Genomic DNA, 14,573 nt, shown 5'->3' with positions numbered 1-14,573 from the left:
CCTCATCAAAGCGATTTGCGGATCACGCCAGGTGATCCGCAATGTTCACTTACTGCGGCATTTTCCAGGATTGCAGTTCATAGCCTTCCTCGCTCAACTCGGCGCGGGCTTGTTCCAGCAAATGTTTCAGTTGCGCTGGATCGGTATAGGCACTGCTAGGAATCTGTTTGTGACCAATAATGGGGGTGCAGGTCCGGTCGATGACGGTCAGGCTGAGCTCGCCGGTACCGTCTTGCGGAGCCCAGGCGACGCATTGAAGTGGCTTGAAGGCGTGGCCGGCAATCAAAAGTGCTTCGTTGCAACGGAGCGGGGCGTTCATGGTTGTTTTTTCTCTCGAGGCCCAAACAAATGATGTGCCGTCCGTGGGCTTCCTACCGTCCGGCTGGTTACTTGTATTGATGACTCGCCGGTCACTTAGGTCACACGCAAAAACAGAATATTTTTAACTTTTTTCACTGCCTATCCATATGAAGGTTTTTGAAGGCTGGATGAGCGCTTTTAGTTCGTTAGGGAACTAACAAAGTTACTTCTTATAACGAAGTCAGGGTCGTTAGGTATTAGCCCTATAATCAATCGGTACAAGGTCGTGTCAAGTTCTTGCTAATGTTACATCCAGGTCTGTCAAATGATTGTTTCTAATAACATTTCTTATATTTGGCGCCAAGGAACAGTCATGATCCAACCGCCTGCCCTACGAAGATTGCTAGTGGTCGATCCCTGTGACGATTGTCACCGACTGCTGCCCGGTTTACGCACGGTCGGCTGGGACGTCGACAGCTGCACCCTGGAGTCTGCCGCCGACCATCCTTGCGATGTCGGTCTGCTGCGTCTGCAGCCGTTTCATCTGGAGCGACCGGAGGCGGTCAAGGAGTTGATCAGCCACAGCGGCACGGAGTGGATCGCTGTGCTGAGCCCGGACGTTCTGCGATTACAGAATGTGGGCGATTTTGTTTGCGAATGGTTTTTTGATTTTCACACCTTGCCGTTCGACGTCTCCCGGGTCCAGGTGACTCTGGGGCGGGCCTTCGGCATGGCGCGATTGCGTGGACAAGGCTCGATTCACGTCGACCAGCCGGAACATGAGTTGCTCGGCGATAGCCGGCTGATTCGCGAATTGCGCAAGCTCTTGAGCAAACTGGCACCTACCGAATCGCCGGTGTTGATTCGCGGCGAGAGCGGCACCGGCAAGGAGTTGGTGGCAAGGACCCTGCACCGGCAATCGCAACGCCACAGCAAGCCGTTCGTGGCGATCAACTGCGGTGCGATCCCCGAACACTTGATTCAGTCCGAACTCTTTGGCCATGAAAAGGGCGCTTTCACTGGCGCTCACCAGCGCAAGGTCGGGCGTATCGAAGCGGCTCACGGTGGCACGCTGTTCCTCGACGAAATCGGTGACCTGCCGTTGGAGCTGCAAGCCAACCTGTTGCGGTTTCTGCAGGAAAAACACATCGAACGGGTCGGTGGCAGCCAGCCGATACCAGTCGATGTACGGGTATTGGCGGCGACCCACGTCGATCTGGAAGCGGCCATCGAGAAAAAACGCTTCCGCGAAGATTTGTATTACCGCTTGAACGTATTGCAAGTCGTCACTGCGCCACTGCGTGAACGCCATGGCGACCTGTCGATGCTGGCCAACCACTTTTCCCACTTCTACAGCCAGGAAACCGGTCGACGTCCGCGCAGTTTCAGTGAGGACGCACTGGTGGCCATGGGTAAACATGATTGGCCGGGCAATGTACGCGAACTGGCCAATCGGGTTCGCCGCGGGCTGGTGCTGGCCGAAGGGCGGCAGATCGAGGCGCGGGATCTGGGCTTGCTCAGTCAACACGCCATCGCGGCGCCCATGGGCACCCTTGAAGACTACAAGCACCGTGCCGAACGCCAGGCACTGTGCGACGTACTGAATCGCCACAGCGATAACCTGAGCGTTGCCGCCAGGGTATTAGGCGTCTCGCGGCCGACTTTTTATCGGTTGCTGCACAAACATCAGATCCGTTAGGGCGGGGCGAAACGAAGAGGCCCGCTGCGATTTGCATCGCAGCGGGCCTTTTCCATTGGGTGGAGCCGGTCAAAAGTAGTACGGGAATTTCAGGCTGAAGGAAAAGTCTGGCGAGTCGTCGGTCAGGCCGATGGCCAGGTTGGGAACGATCGTCAGGTTATCGGTTGCTGCCAGGGTCATGCCGATGTTGAAGTTGGCCGAGTTGTAATCGCTGTTGGAAATCGATTGCCAATCGCCACCGTCCGGCTTGATCTTGCTCTTGCGGGCGAACTGATCGGTGAACGAGAACGACATACTCATCTTCTCGTTCAAGGCGAATGCAATACCGGCGCCGATCTGCCAGGAATCGCCCAGTTTCACGTCCCCGGGCACCTTGGAGTTGATCTGAGGGCTGATGTCGCTGAAAGAGTCTTCCATGTTGTAGGTGTAGGCCAGGCTGCCGAACAGCACGGCCGGGTCGAAGGTCTTGACCAGCGAGATACCCGGGGTGATCGACCAGACACCATTGCCGGTAGGCAAGTCGTCGGGTACCGAGAGGTTATCGTTGCTCGGGTCATTGACCAGCTTGATGCCGTAAGGGTCATCACCGGTCGGCGCCTTGACGCGCAGTGTAACGACCGCGTCGGGCAGGTTGGCCGACTCATCCAGAAACTTGTAAGCAACGCCAACGTTCACATCGCCGATGGTCGGGTCGCGGGTAACGGTTGCGTCCGACGTCACCGGGCCAGCGCCACCGGCGCCACCGGAGGAGTACGTTGATTCGCGATAAACCACGGGGACGTTAATGTCGAACTGCCAGCGTTGTCCCGTGTTGTAGCGGGCGGTCAGGTCCAGGGTCCAGTTGTCGGCCTTGATACGGTCGAGGTTGATGTTACCGAGGAAAATCGAGTCCAGTGCCAGGAAGCCGTTGAGTGTCAATGCACGGGTATCGTAGTGCGTGTAGGTCAGGCCGGTTTCAAGGCTGAACTTGCCGCCACCGAAGAAGCCGCTGGCTTCGTCATACAGGTTGGAAACGCTTTGCGCAGGCTCCGAATCATCCTTGAGCGATTGGCCGTATGAACTGCCTGTGGTTCCCGGCGCACCGGCGGCCACTGTCTGGCCACCCCTGGACGTTTCGGCGGGGGATTTGGTCAGGCGTTTGGGAGCAGGTGTCGCAGGTGTTTCTTCGACTTGGCGAACGCGTTGCTCGAGTACCATCAGCGCGTTCTGTTGTGCTTCGTAACGCTTTTTCAACTCCATGAGTTCTTGTTTTAGTATTTCGACCTGGGGGTCCGGTGCTGCGTATAGCAGTGTGGCCGGGGCCAGGCTACTCAAACAAACGATAACTCTGAACGTTAACGATCGGTGCATGGGTTAGCCGTCCCTTCTGAGTACATCTGATGAGACTGAGCGTAGATCAGAATCCGATAGTGCGAAGACCTTTGAGCTGGTCCAGGTTGCCGTTCAGCGACCCGGCTGTCGGCACGTTGTCACGCAGCACGACATTGAGGGACGTGAGGTTGCGGACCTGGTTGCCACCGCCGAGCAACGTCGTGTTCTGCATCAGCCCACCCTGGGCCAGGCGTTGTTCAGTGCTGCCCTGGTTGTTGTTGGCCACGATGTTGAGTTGCACACCAGTACCGGTCGAGGAAACGCTCAGCGAGCCCGCGCCATTGGCGCCGACCAACGTCGAGCCTGCGGCCAATGCCTGGCCCTGCTGTTGCGTTGCTGGCGCTTGGCTAGCCTTTGTGACGTTGATATCAACGTTGTTGTAGGCAGTGTTATGGTCGCCGGCAGCACGCACGACTTGAGTGACGCCTTCGGTGCTGTTGAGGCCGCTGCCGCCAGTGACGGTACCGGTGCCGGTGCCTTGCGGACGCGCTGAGCCATTACCTTTTTCGTCGATCATCGACACATAGAACTGTGGCTTGATGGTCGATTGTTGAATTTGCATCGAGGAAGTTGCCCCGATCACGTCACCGTTGGCATTTTGCCAAGCGCTGGTCATGACAATGCCGAAACTGATGATCCGTCCCGGCATGACATAGCGACCTCGCAGGGTCGCCAATTCCTGATCCTTCAGTTCAATGGGTTTGAACGTCTGTGCCTGAGTCGGCAGGCTGGCGGCCAGGCAAACCACGGCCAGCCAGATTGGAGTCTTCATTGGATACTCCCGGAGCGTCGTGCTCCCTTGTTATTAGAAGAAGTCGCTTTGGATGAATCCGAAATCCATCAACTCTGCGTCTTGCACCGGGGTGAAGGTGTTGATGCGGTTCTTGGCGGTCAGTGGCAGGGGGGGGGCGAGCAACGCATTGGTTTTGTCGTACCCCTGGCCGATGACGGCAAAGACGATGCCGTTCCAGCCTTTGACAAAGTCGTCGACTTTGTAACGTTTATGACCGAGTACCGGATCTCCGATATATACCCAGCCGTTATGGACTCTTTGCATGACCACAAAATGTTTGTAGCCACGGATATCCAGGAGTACCACAACCGGAATTCTGATTTCGCTCAACGTTTCCTGCGCTACCCGGTAGCCACGGGCGCGCATGCCGATACTTTCCACGTAGCGCTTCATGTCGAGCATGGAGAAGCCCTGGACGCGGACAAGATCTTGATCGGAGTGTGCCAGCATGCCTTCGATGATCTGTTCTTCATTCACGTCCAGCCAATAGGCCTGGCGCAATATGGTCGCCAGCGCAGCTGCGCCGCAACTGAAGTCGGTTTTCTGTGGCACCAGGTCGGCAAATTTACGCTCGCGTACGCTCTGGATCGGCTTATACACCAACGCGCCGCCCGGCAGGACGGAAAGCGGCAGTTGTGCAGCCTCGCTCACACTGGCCACGCAAAGCAAAAATGCCAAGGCGATAATGCGCATGGTGGGACGCCTTCTGGTTGTGTTGAAAAAGGCCCCCATAAGGGGGCCCTCAGAGACAGCAATTAGAACGATTGGTTGGCAATGGACAGCGAGTTGCTTTGTTGGTTACCCACACCGGCAGCCACGTTGACGCCCAGGTTGCCACTGCCGCCATTAACCGAACCGCTCAGGGTCGCCGTGTTGGTCACAGGGTTTGCCCAGCCAGTTGGAGTCAGCACTTGATAGGTATAGGTGTTGCTCAAATCAAATGAACTGCTCTCACTGTAGCTTTTCGATTTGTCGAACGAAGATTCGGACGCTTTACTGCCCGATTTTTCGAACGAGGAGTCGAACGATTTTGTGAACGATTTATCCAACGATTTTGCGAACGACGAGTCGGACGATTTTGTGCGCGTTTTTTCGATCGATGCGTCGAGCGATGCCTCAATCGATGCGTCGACAGCCACAGTGCGGCTGCCGTCGCGACGGCCATAATCCCAACTAACGGTCTTGGAAGCTTCCAACTCAGCGTTCAAATCAACGCTCAAAGACGCAGTCTTGGTAGAGCTCGAATCAGAGATCCTGGAGCCGCTCACATCAAAGCTCTTGGAACCGCTTACATCAAAGCTCTTGGCACCACTCACCTCAAAGCTCGATGACTTGCTCTTATCAATGTGCAACTCGGAAGACTTATCTCTAGAGAAACTACCGGTGGCCGTTTTGGTAAACGACAGCGTATCCACGACGTACGTCCGATCGGCGTTGTTAATCACTACCAGGCCAGGACCGGTTTGATCGGCAGAGGCGGTGGCTGTTGCGTTACCGAGCGGGGCATTGGCGTTGGCAATTGCCATGGTGTTTTTCTGTTGGTTAAGGTCGCCGGCAGCAATGTTGATACCCATATTGCCGCTGCCGCTATTGGCCGATCCGCTCATCACGGCAGAGTTTGTGGTGGCGTAGTTGATGACCTTGTTACGGTTGCTGTATTGATCGACGCTAGCGCTGGCATTGGCATGGCCGAACACGAAGCTGTTATCGAGATCGGAGGTGGTGCCAGCGTTTGCGATGGCGGCCGCGTTGTCTTGTTGGTTGCCGTTGCCTGCAGCCACGTTGACGCCGACGTTGCCGCTGGTGCCTTCGGCAGAGCTGCTCATCTCGGCTTCGTTCTGAGTCCCTTCGTTGAGGATGAAGTTGCCGGTACTGCTCTGATAATCCCACGCATGGGCATTCGCGTAGACATTGATCTTTGTTGGAGGAGGGGTGTGGTGACCGTTGTTATGATGGCCATTGTGGTGGCCATTGTCACGCCGTTCCCCAGCTTGTACAGCAACAGCCATGACCGCAGCGATTGCGAAAACCAGAGGCTTGATTGCCATTGAAGGTTTCATGGTGATTCTCCGTACCTTATTTTAGGTTAAGTGTTGTTCTTACCTGTTTCGGTCAATCCGTGACCCGTACGCTCAGGGTGTTGGCCGTTCGGTTTCCCACCCCGGCGCTCTGATTCAACTGGATCACCCCACGGCTACCGGTGAAGGCCTGATCGCTGGTAGCGACCTGGCGATAGCCTGGTGCAGAGTCAGTTGGATCGGAGTTGGTGATCAGCGCCACGTTCTGTTGCCTGAGGACGCTGTCGTCGATACTTTGCGGCTGTGTACTGATGCTTATCCGCAGGGCATTGGCTTGCTGGTTGCTGGCGCCAGTGCTCTGGTTGACGCCCAGTACGCCGTTGCCGTGGCTGAAGGAGTCGCCTTGAATGCTGGATCGAGCATCGATCCTGGGGTCGACCCGCGTACGCAGCCGTTGGCGAATCTGTGTGGTAGCACTGGCATTGTTGCCAATGGCGATGGCCCGGGCGTTGGCCTGTTGCTGCTGATCGCCCGCAGCCTGGTTGACCGAGAGGTTGCCCTGGTACTGCATGCCCGAACCGTCGATTTCGGCGTTATTGATGACGGGAGGTTGGGCAAAGGTCGATGCACTGCAAAACATGGCGATAATCAGCAGCGTACGATTCATCTTAACGGTCTCCCGTTATGACTTTCAGAGCACCCAGGCCTTGCTGGATGTTTGAATTGACCATGTTGGCAATACCGTTGCCCGAATTTCCCGAACGTCCAGCGGGGAGGTTGGAAAGCTGGGTCTGGTTGGTGATATTGCCGCCCAGGTTGTTGGTGCCTTGAGTGACCAGGCGGGAGATGCCTGCACCACTGGCGACGCCGGCAAAGTCGCCGTCGCTCAACTCGTTCGTTTGCCTGAGGATATGTTTGGACGGGTTGGCATTGACGGTCGTGGGGTCAGGGTCGGGAATCACCGGCGCACGCGTTGCGTTGCGCGGTTGGACATCACGTGTGATAACAATGATGCCGTTGTCAGCCTGTACAGGCAGGGAGACACTTGAGCCCAGTGCGCATCCGATCAGCAGGAGGCTATAGACGCTCTTATCAAATTTCCCCACGACGGCAATTCCTTCTGTAAGTGGAACGCTGGCCCTTATCAGCGTTGCGAGGAAGAGAGCAGAAGGTGTGCCGCTTTTGATTTTTATAGTTAAAACAGTGGGTTGCGATTCTTTGTGGCGAGAGTCAAAAACTTGTTGTAACGAAGCTGAGACAGATGTCCGGGCATTGCACCGTTTATCTGTCCGTCATTGCTCATCATGGACTATGTAGATCGACTGTTTCAGTTGATTAACACTTTTTCCCGGCGAGGCTTGAGCCGCTTCATTTGGTGGGTTTGTGGGGAGGAGGGTGTTTCAGGAATGGACACATTGCCGGGCGGGCGTGCTGAAGTCAGGCGCCCAGCAGCCGATTGACCGCCTCGAATGCATCGCGCCTGCGCTGTTCCCAGTCGCCACGCAGCACTTGATAAGTCTGCTGGTGCCGGTCGAGCCAATCGCGACTGGCCTGGAAAAATGCCTGGCGATTGGCTAAATCCGGCTGACAGCGTTGCCCGTCGTCAGTCCAGACGACCGTCTCCGGGCTGAGTAGCAGGTGCAGGTCGTAATGCCGGGATAACAAGGCCTGCTCGACCCAGGCCGGGCACTCACCAAACAGGGTCTGGCTCCAGAGCATATTGCTCAGCAGATGGGTATCGAGAATCAGCAGGGCCGGCAACTGCGCGCGTGCCTGGTCCTCCCGGGCCAACTGGCCGCCGGCGATGTCCGGGATATCGGCCAGGCAGGTGTCACGGGGGTTCTGCTCGATGAAGCAACGCACGTACTCACCCATCAGCAACCCGCCGAAACGCGCTTGCAACTCGGCGGCCAGCCAGCTCTTGCCGCTGGACTCGGGCCCGCTCAAGACCAGCACCTTCATGTGCGCAACAGCGGATCGGCGCGCCACTCTCGCCAGCCCTGTATCGCCAGCAGGGTAAACAGGCCGTAGAGCGTCGCGGTCAGGTACATGCCTTTATAGATGAACAGCCCGACAAAAATCACATCGAGCGCCATCCACAGCGGCCAGCATTGCACGCGTTTCTGGGCCATCCACAGCTGCGCGACCAGGCTGAAACCGGTCAATGCGGCGTCCAGCCAGGGCTGTGCGGCATCTGTCCAGTTGGCCATGGCGGCCCCCAGCAGCAGGCTGCCGATGGCGCCGACGGCAAGACCGAGCAGTATCGATCGAGTGTCCAATTGACTGACCTGCCGTCCATGATGAGCCTCGCCGGCACGCGTCCATTGCCACCAGCCATAGAGCTGCAACGCGGCATAGATCACTTGCAAGAGCATGTCCGAGTACAGCTTTACCTCAAAGAAGATCCAGCTGTAGAGCAACACCATGACCAGGCCGATCGGCCAGCACCAGGGGTTCTGTTTGACTGTCAGCCAGACGGCGATTACGCCGAGAGTAGCGGCGAACAGTTCAAGCCCGGACATAGGGGTTCCTTGGGGGAAGTCGAAGAGGGGGCGGATTGTAACCGGGTACGACCCGACCGGGTAAAGGCATGAAGGTGCAGGCGCAACCAAAGCCGCAGGAGTCCACCCGTTAATCCCGGCCGAACGCACATCCATTCACCCCTGTACTTCATTGCGTGCAGTAGCCGCCAGGTCCTCAAGGAACACCCGCAGAATCGGCGACGGGGCGATGCCTCGGCGGGTGATGACATCGAACGGCGACATCAGTTGCAGGCTCAGTGGCGCCAGTTGTTGCATGTCGCCGGTCTTGACCCATTGCGCGGCATACACGTTGAGGTGGCAAGGTCCGCTGCTGTTGGGGTGTAGGAGCGACGTTACGCGAACCGTAGCAGCTGGCGAAGCCTGCGTCCGGCTGCGAAGCAGTCGCAAATCCTGTTTCCTCGATTTTTCTGGATACCGCAGTGCCTGATTTTACGACTGCTTCGCAGCCGGACGCAGCCTTCGGCAGCTGCTACGATTGGGGCTTGCTCGCTCCTACAAGGCGGGTTACACCCGGAACTGCTTGAGCAGCCCATTCAACTGCTCACTCAGTTGTTTCAGGTGTACGCTGGCGACACTGGACTGCTCGGCGGCCAGGGCCGTGTTCTGGGACAGGCCCGCGGCCTGGGTGACGTTCTGGTTGATGTCCTCGACCACATGGGCCTGTTGCAATGTGGCACTGGCGATCGACGCATTCAGCCCGTTGAGATTGCGCAACGCCTGGCCGATGGCACTCAGACTGGCCCCCGCCAGACCGGCTTGCTCGATGGTCAATTGCGAGGCGCGACTGCTGTCGCTGATCACTTTGACCGCCGCCTCGGAATGGCTCTGCAGGCGTTCGATCATCGACTGGATCTCGGCGGTGGATTTCTGCGTGCGCTGGGCAAGCAGCCGGACTTCATCGGCGACCACCGCAAAACCGCGACCTTGTTCCCCGGCGCGGGCGGCTTCAATCGCCGCGTTGAGCGCCAGCAGGTTGGTTTGCTCGGCGATCGAACGGATCACCTCCAGTACGCTGCCGATCTGGTTGCTTTGCGCCGCCAGCGTGCGGATCACCTCGACGGCTTGATCGATGGTGCTCGACAGCTGATCGATCTGCTGCAGGCTGCCATCGATATTCACCTGGCCTTGTCGGGCCTGGGCTTCAGCGTCGCGCATTTCGCTGGCCGCATGTTCGGCGTTTTTCGCTACGTCCTGGACCCCATAGGTCACTTCGTTGATGGCCGTGGCCACCAGCTCCATTTGCTGGGATTGTTGCTGGCTGCGCTCTTGTGCCTGCGCCGCGTTGCTGCCCAGATCGGCCGAGGACTGACCCAGGGCGCTGGCGCAGACCTGCAACTGGCAAATGACCTCGCGCAACTTGGCGGTAAAACCGTTGAAGTGATGGGCCAATTGGGTGACTTCGTCGTGCCCGTGGGTATCGAGGCTGCGGGTCAGGTCGCTTTCGCCGCTGGCGATATTGGCCATGGCCTGCACCGCATCTTGCAGCGGCCGCACGATACTGCGGACGATCAAGGTCACCAGCAGCGTCATGATCAGCGCAATGGCCAGTCCGATGAATGAGGCCTTCCACACCTGACCATAGAACTGGGCCTGCATGTCATCGATGTACACGCCGGAACCGATGACCCAGCCCCAGGGCTCGAACAGTTTCACGTAGGAAGTTTTTTGCACCGGGTCCGTGGCACCCGGTTTTGGCCAACGATAGTCGATGATCCCGGCGCCTTTGGACTTGGCGATGGACACCATCTCGTTGAACAGCGCAAAACCATCGGGATCCTTGATGGCGGAGAGGTCCTGACCTTCAAGTTTCGGGTTGCTCGGGTGCATCAGCATCACGGGCTTCAGATCGTTGACCCAGAAATACTCTTTCTGGTCATAACGCAGACCGCGGATTGCACTCAATGCTTGTTTCTGCGCGGCGTCACGGCTCAAGGTACCAGCGGTTTCGAGGCTGTGGTAATACTCCAGCACCCCATTGGCGGTCTGCACCACATGCTGGGTTTTCTCGGACTTGGCTTGATAGAGGCCATCGTGAATCTGCTTGAGCATCAATAGGCCCAAGGTCGTCAGCATCAGCACAGCCACTATCAGGATGAGCCACAACCGACGGCTGATCGACAAACTGCGCAAGCTATTCATAACCTGTTACTCCAGATTCTTGTTCTTCTAATTAACTACCTGCCAGCATCGAAACACCCTTTATGCGGTGAGCCAATCCGACCCAAGTCTACTAACGCGACAGCGTTAATCGGGGATGTCTGATAGGATTTCGGCCGCGCGCGGGAAAACCTGAGCCTGGCTTGATTTTTCACGGGTTTTTTATTGGTTTTGGTTGATTCAGAGCGCGCTGGAACTCAACTACGCTACCGCAGTCAAGGCTACGGAAAAATATTAACGAGGCATGCCCGCAGGCATCGCTTCATGGGGGATTGATGGATCTTTGGACGGCCGTTCAGGCATTTATTTTAGGGGTTGTAGAGGGGCTGACCGAGTTTCTGCCGATTTCCAGTACTGGACACCAGATCATTGTCGCGGATTTGCTGCATTTTGATGGCGAGCGGGCCATGGCCTTCAACATCATTATCCAGCTCGGGGCGATTCTGGCGGTGGTCTGGGAATTTCGCCGGAAAATCTTCGATGTGGTCGTCGGCTTGCCGACACAACCCAATGCCCAGCGCTTCACCGTCAATCTGCTGATCGCGTTCTTGCCGGCCGTGGTGTTGGGGGTGATCTTTGCCGACCTGATTCACGAGTACCTGTTCAACCCGATTACCGTAGCCAGCGCGCTGGTAGTGGGTGGGGTAGTCATGCTCTGGGCCGAGCGTCGCGAACATGAAGTGCATGCCCACAGCGTCGACGAAATGACCTGGAAAGATGCCCTGAAAGTCGGCTTCGCCCAGTGCCTGGCGATGATTCCCGGCACTTCGCGCTCCGGTTCGACCATCATTGGCGGCTTGCTGTTTGGCCTTTCGCGTAAAACCGCGACGGAGTTTTCATTTTTCCTGGCGATGCCGACCATGGTCGGGGCCGCGGTGTACTCCGGCTATAAATACCGCGACCTGTTCAAACCGGAGGACTTCCCGGTCTTCGCCATTGGTTTCGTCACCGCATTCATCTTCGCCATGCTTTCGGTCCGGGGGCTGTTGCGGTTTATCGCCAGCCACAGCTATGCGGTATTTGCCTGGTATCGGATCGCCTTTGGCCTGCTGATCCTGGCGACCTGGCAGTTCGGTTGGGTCGACTGGGCGGCGGCCAAAGCGTGATCGAGCCTCGGCCGCGCGGCAACTCCGGGCCACCGCCCGGGGCTGCTATTGCGCATCCGCGTTTCAAAGGCCTGGTTTTTCTGGCGTTGTGCGCCTTGCCAGCTTTCGGCTCGGCGATGTTGTGGCTGCGGGGGATTTCCAGTATTCCCCTGGCGGCCTACGGTGTCGTCAGCCTGCTGGCGTTCTTCCTGTACTGGCACGACAAGCGCAAGGCCCGTGCCGACAGTTGGCGCACGCCCGAGAACGTCCTGCATGCCGTGGAACTGGCCGGCGGCTGGCCGGGCGCGTTGTTGGCCCAGCAACTGTTTCGGCACAAAACCCGCAAGCTGTCCTATCAACTGTTGTTCTGGGCGATCGTCCTGGTGCACCAGGTGTTCTGGATCGATCAGTTGTTCCTCGGCGCCACGCTGTTTTCCTTGTTCTAGAGCAGCAAACCGACCTGCACGCGTTTGGGCAATTTGCTGACCACCAATTGGTGGGAGCGTTGCAGCAAGCCTTGTAGCTCTTCGGCAGCCAGCGGGTAGGGCGTTTCCATAATGATCCACTGCGCCCTGGCCAGGTAGGGCGCGGGGTGGATGCCGGGGCGGTCGACATGACCGAGAAACAGATCCTTGTCGACCTTGAATGCCAGCGACTCGCCGCGCAGGTTTTGCAGGGCGAACATCTTGTTCCCGGCAATCGAGAACACTCGCACACCGCCCCATTTGTAGTCTTCCCTGGCGCCGGGGAGCGCCAGGCAGAAGTTCGCCACGTCTTCTTCAGTCATGGGCCTGGCTTTCATAGCAGTCGATCTCCGCAGCTTTTGAATGATTCAGCCAAATGATCAATCCAGGCGCGCACCGCCGGCAGCACCCCGCGCCGATGAGGGTAAACCGCTTGCAGCCAGCCGCCAGGCAGCGACCACTGGGGCAATAGCTGGACCAGTTGGCCGTTTTCCAGCTCCTCCTCGCAATACATCATCGGCAGGATGGTAAAACCCAGACCGGCCAGGGCGCAGGTTTTGCGCACATTGAAATCATCAATCCCCAGGCGAGCTTCAAGGGTCAGATCAGAGACTGTTCCGTGCTCATCGAGCATGCGCAAATGCACCAGGCGATCAGCCTCCAGGGCCCCCAGCACCGGGACATTTTTCAAATCTTCGGGGCTGTTGATTTCCCGTTCGCGCAGGAACGCCGGGCTGGCCAGCATCACGGTCTGGGCCTGGCGCAGGCGCCGGGTGACCAGCAGCGGGTCTTCATCACCGAGTTCGCGCACGCGCAAGGCGACGTCGACCCCTTCGGTTACCAGGTCGACGCGGCGATTGAGCAGCAGCGCTTCAAGCTGCACCTGAGGGAATTTCTCCAGAAATGAGCTGATCACCGAGGCCAGCAACCCGTGGGCCAGACCCACCGGGCAAGACACCCGCAGTCGCCCGCGGGGTTCACTGGACATGCTGGCGACTGCTTCGTCGGCCATTTCCGCCTCCAGCAACATCGCCTGGCAGTGCCGCAGGTAACGTTCACCGACCGCGGTCAGCTTCAATTGCCGGGTGGTTCGCTGCAGCAGGCGCGCGTTGAGCCGCTCCTCGAGCTCGGCAACCCGTCGCGACAGGCGCGACTTCGGAATGCCCAGCAAACGCCCGGCGGCCGCGAAGCCACCGGCTTCGACGACCTTGGCGAAATAGTAGAGATCATTAAGGTCTTGCATGGTCAATACTCGACTGTTCTATCAGTGAGACGAACTATCGCATTTATGCCGTCTAATCAGCCATTGCTTTCATCTGTAGGATTGTCCTCACTTTGATCGCCCAGTGGCGATCCTCACTTGGAGATCTCACATGAAACTTCTGCATATCGATTCGAGCATCCTGGGCGACAACTCGGCTTCCCGTCAGCTCAGCCGCAGCGTCGTTGAAGCCTGGCAGGCCGCAGAGCCCCAAGCCGTGGTGACGTACCGCGATCTGGCGAGCGATGCCATCAGTCATTTTTCCGCCAACACCCTGATTGCCGCCGGCACTACCGCTGAACTGCGCGATGCCGCGCAACAGCACGAAGCCGAGCTGAGCGCGCAGGCCCTGGCCGAATTCCTGGCCGCGGACGCCGTGGTCATCGCCGCGCCGATGTACAACTTCACCATCCCGACTCAACTGAAAGCCTGGATCGACCGCATCGCCGTCGCCGGCCAGACCTTCCGTTACACCGAAGCCGGCCCTGAAGGCCTGTGCGGTAACAAGAAAGTCGTGGTGGTCTCGACTTCCGGCGGTTTGCATGTCGGTCAGGCCACTGGCGTCGGCCACGAAGAGTATTTGAAGGTCATGCTCGGCTTCATGGGCATCACCGACATCGAGTTCGTCCGTGCCCATGGCCTGGCCTATGGTGACGAAGTTCGGGTCAAAGCCATGAGCGATGCCCGGGCGCAGATCAGCGAACAGTTGTTCGCTGCCGCGTAAGGCTTGTGTAAAGGCGTAATCAGCGCCAGTAACAAGCACTAAACTCTGTATTCTGCTCATCGAAGGATGGTCAGGGTACGGAGTTTTTTGTTTCTGGCGTACCTGGCCCGGGTTATGCGAGCTGGCTTTTAATTGTGGGAGCGAGCTTGCTCGCGATG

15 protein-coding genes and 3 pseudogenes are annotated in these 14,573 nt (G+C 57.9%); 4 read left to right on the top strand and 14 right to left on the bottom strand.

Going from position 1 to position 14,573, the window contains the following annotated elements; translation table 11 throughout:
• Window positions 1-49: 49 nt before the first annotated feature.
• Entirely contained in the window at window positions 50-319 is a 270-nt protein-coding gene (locus F8N21_RS08995; protein WP_150641789.1) for a hypothetical protein, read from the bottom strand.
• 354 nt (window positions 320-673) lie between these two features.
• On the opposite strand from F8N21_RS08995, the gene F8N21_RS08990 reads away from it, so the two are divergent.
• Complete coding sequence (locus F8N21_RS08990; RefSeq protein WP_150641788.1) at window positions 674-1,999, top strand: sigma-54 dependent transcriptional regulator; 1,326 nt, start codon at window positions 674-676, stop codon at window positions 1,997-1,999.
• 69 nt (window positions 2,000-2,068) lie between these two features.
• Here F8N21_RS08990 and F8N21_RS08985 read toward each other — a convergent pair whose 3' ends face one another.
• From F8N21_RS08985 to F8N21_RS31435, 11 genes and pseudogenes are all read right to left on the bottom strand, one after another.
• Window positions 2,069-3,349 (bottom strand): transporter, encoded by a 1,281-nt coding sequence (locus tag F8N21_RS08985; protein WP_150641787.1) that lies wholly within the window; start codon window positions 3,347-3,349, stop codon window positions 2,069-2,071.
• Between the two features lie 46 nt (window positions 3,350-3,395).
• Window positions 3,396-4,142 (bottom strand): hypothetical protein, encoded by a 747-nt coding sequence (locus F8N21_RS08980; RefSeq protein ID WP_150641786.1) that lies wholly within the window; start codon window positions 4,140-4,142, stop codon window positions 3,396-3,398.
• A gap of 33 nt (window positions 4,143-4,175) precedes the next feature.
• Window positions 4,176-4,856 carry a C39 family peptidase gene (locus F8N21_RS08975; RefSeq protein ID WP_150641785.1) on the bottom strand — a complete coding sequence of 227 codons (681 nt, stop codon included), beginning with the start codon at window positions 4,854-4,856 and terminating at the stop codon, window positions 4,176-4,178.
• 62 nt (window positions 4,857-4,918) lie between these two features.
• Window positions 4,919-6,223, bottom strand: coding sequence for a heme utilization protein (locus tag F8N21_RS08970; RefSeq protein ID WP_150641784.1), 1,305 nt, complete (start codon window positions 6,221-6,223; stop codon window positions 4,919-4,921).
• Between the two features lie 52 nt (window positions 6,224-6,275).
• Window positions 6,276-6,848 carry an adhesin gene (locus F8N21_RS08965; protein WP_150641783.1) on the bottom strand — a complete coding sequence of 191 codons (573 nt, stop codon included), beginning with the start codon at window positions 6,846-6,848 and terminating at the stop codon, window positions 6,276-6,278.
• A 1-nt stretch (window position 6,849) separates the two neighbouring features.
• A complete protein-coding gene (locus F8N21_RS08960) occupies window positions 6,850-7,287 on the bottom strand; it encodes a hypothetical protein (RefSeq protein ID WP_150641782.1) in 438 nt (145 codons plus the stop codon).
• A 331-nt stretch (window positions 7,288-7,618) separates the two neighbouring features.
• Window positions 7,619-8,143: an AAA family ATPase gene (locus tag F8N21_RS08955; protein WP_150641781.1), complete on the bottom strand. Its 525-nt coding sequence runs from the start codon at window positions 8,141-8,143 to the stop codon at window positions 7,619-7,621.
• Window positions 8,140-8,703 carry a nicotinamide riboside transporter PnuC gene (gene pnuC, locus F8N21_RS08950; RefSeq protein WP_150641780.1) on the bottom strand — a complete coding sequence of 188 codons (564 nt, stop codon included), beginning with the start codon at window positions 8,701-8,703 and terminating at the stop codon, window positions 8,140-8,142. The genes F8N21_RS08955 and pnuC overlap by 4 nt, the downstream gene beginning before the upstream one ends.
• A 135-nt stretch (window positions 8,704-8,838) precedes the next feature.
• Window positions 8,839-9,009: pseudogene (locus F8N21_RS08945) on the bottom strand (LysR family transcriptional regulator); the annotation flags it as partial.
• Window positions 9,010-9,228: 219 nt separating this feature from the next.
• Window positions 9,229-9,813 (bottom strand): annotated as a pseudogene (locus F8N21_RS31440) (methyl-accepting chemotaxis protein); the annotation flags it as partial.
• Between the two features lie 270 nt (window positions 9,814-10,083).
• Window positions 10,084-10,773 (bottom strand): annotated as a pseudogene (locus tag F8N21_RS31435) (cache domain-containing protein); the annotation flags it as partial.
• A gap of 383 nt (window positions 10,774-11,156) precedes the next feature.
• Between F8N21_RS31435 and F8N21_RS08935 the strand changes: the two are divergent.
• Both F8N21_RS08935 and F8N21_RS08930 read left to right on the top strand, forming a co-directional pair.
• On the top strand, window positions 11,157-11,987 hold the full coding sequence (locus tag F8N21_RS08935) for an undecaprenyl-diphosphate phosphatase (protein ID WP_150641778.1): 831 nt from the start codon (window positions 11,157-11,159) through the stop codon (window positions 11,985-11,987).
• Window positions 11,987-12,412: a DUF1294 domain-containing protein gene (locus F8N21_RS08930; protein WP_412071625.1), complete on the top strand. Its 426-nt coding sequence runs from the start codon at window positions 11,987-11,989 to the stop codon at window positions 12,410-12,412. Before F8N21_RS08935 ends, F8N21_RS08930 begins: the two co-directional genes overlap by 1 nt.
• Here the strand turns inward: F8N21_RS08930 and F8N21_RS08925 are convergent.
• Both F8N21_RS08925 and F8N21_RS08920 read right to left on the bottom strand, forming a co-directional pair.
• Window positions 12,409-12,768, bottom strand: a complete 360-nt coding sequence (locus F8N21_RS08925; protein WP_150641776.1) for an MmcQ/YjbR family DNA-binding protein — start codon at window positions 12,766-12,768, stop codon at window positions 12,409-12,411. The genes F8N21_RS08930 and F8N21_RS08925 overlap by 4 nt on opposite strands.
• On the bottom strand, window positions 12,765-13,673 hold the full coding sequence (locus tag F8N21_RS08920) for a LysR substrate-binding domain-containing protein (protein WP_150641775.1): 909 nt from the start codon (window positions 13,671-13,673) through the stop codon (window positions 12,765-12,767). Before F8N21_RS08920 ends, F8N21_RS08925 begins: the two co-directional genes overlap by 4 nt.
• A gap of 130 nt (window positions 13,674-13,803) precedes the next feature.
• On the opposite strand from F8N21_RS08920, the gene F8N21_RS08915 reads away from it, so the two are divergent.
• Complete coding sequence (locus tag F8N21_RS08915; RefSeq protein WP_150641774.1) at window positions 13,804-14,415, top strand: FMN-dependent NADH-azoreductase; 612 nt, start codon at window positions 13,804-13,806, stop codon at window positions 14,413-14,415.
• The last annotated feature ends 158 nt before the right edge of the window (window positions 14,416-14,573 follow it).

Origin of the sequence: Pseudomonas fluorescens, assembly GCF_902497895.1 — a bacterium.
GTDB lineage: Bacteria > Pseudomonadota > Gammaproteobacteria > Pseudomonadales > Pseudomonadaceae > Aquipseudomonas > Aquipseudomonas fluorescens_BP.
This window is presented reverse-complemented; position numbering and strand designations above follow the sequence as displayed.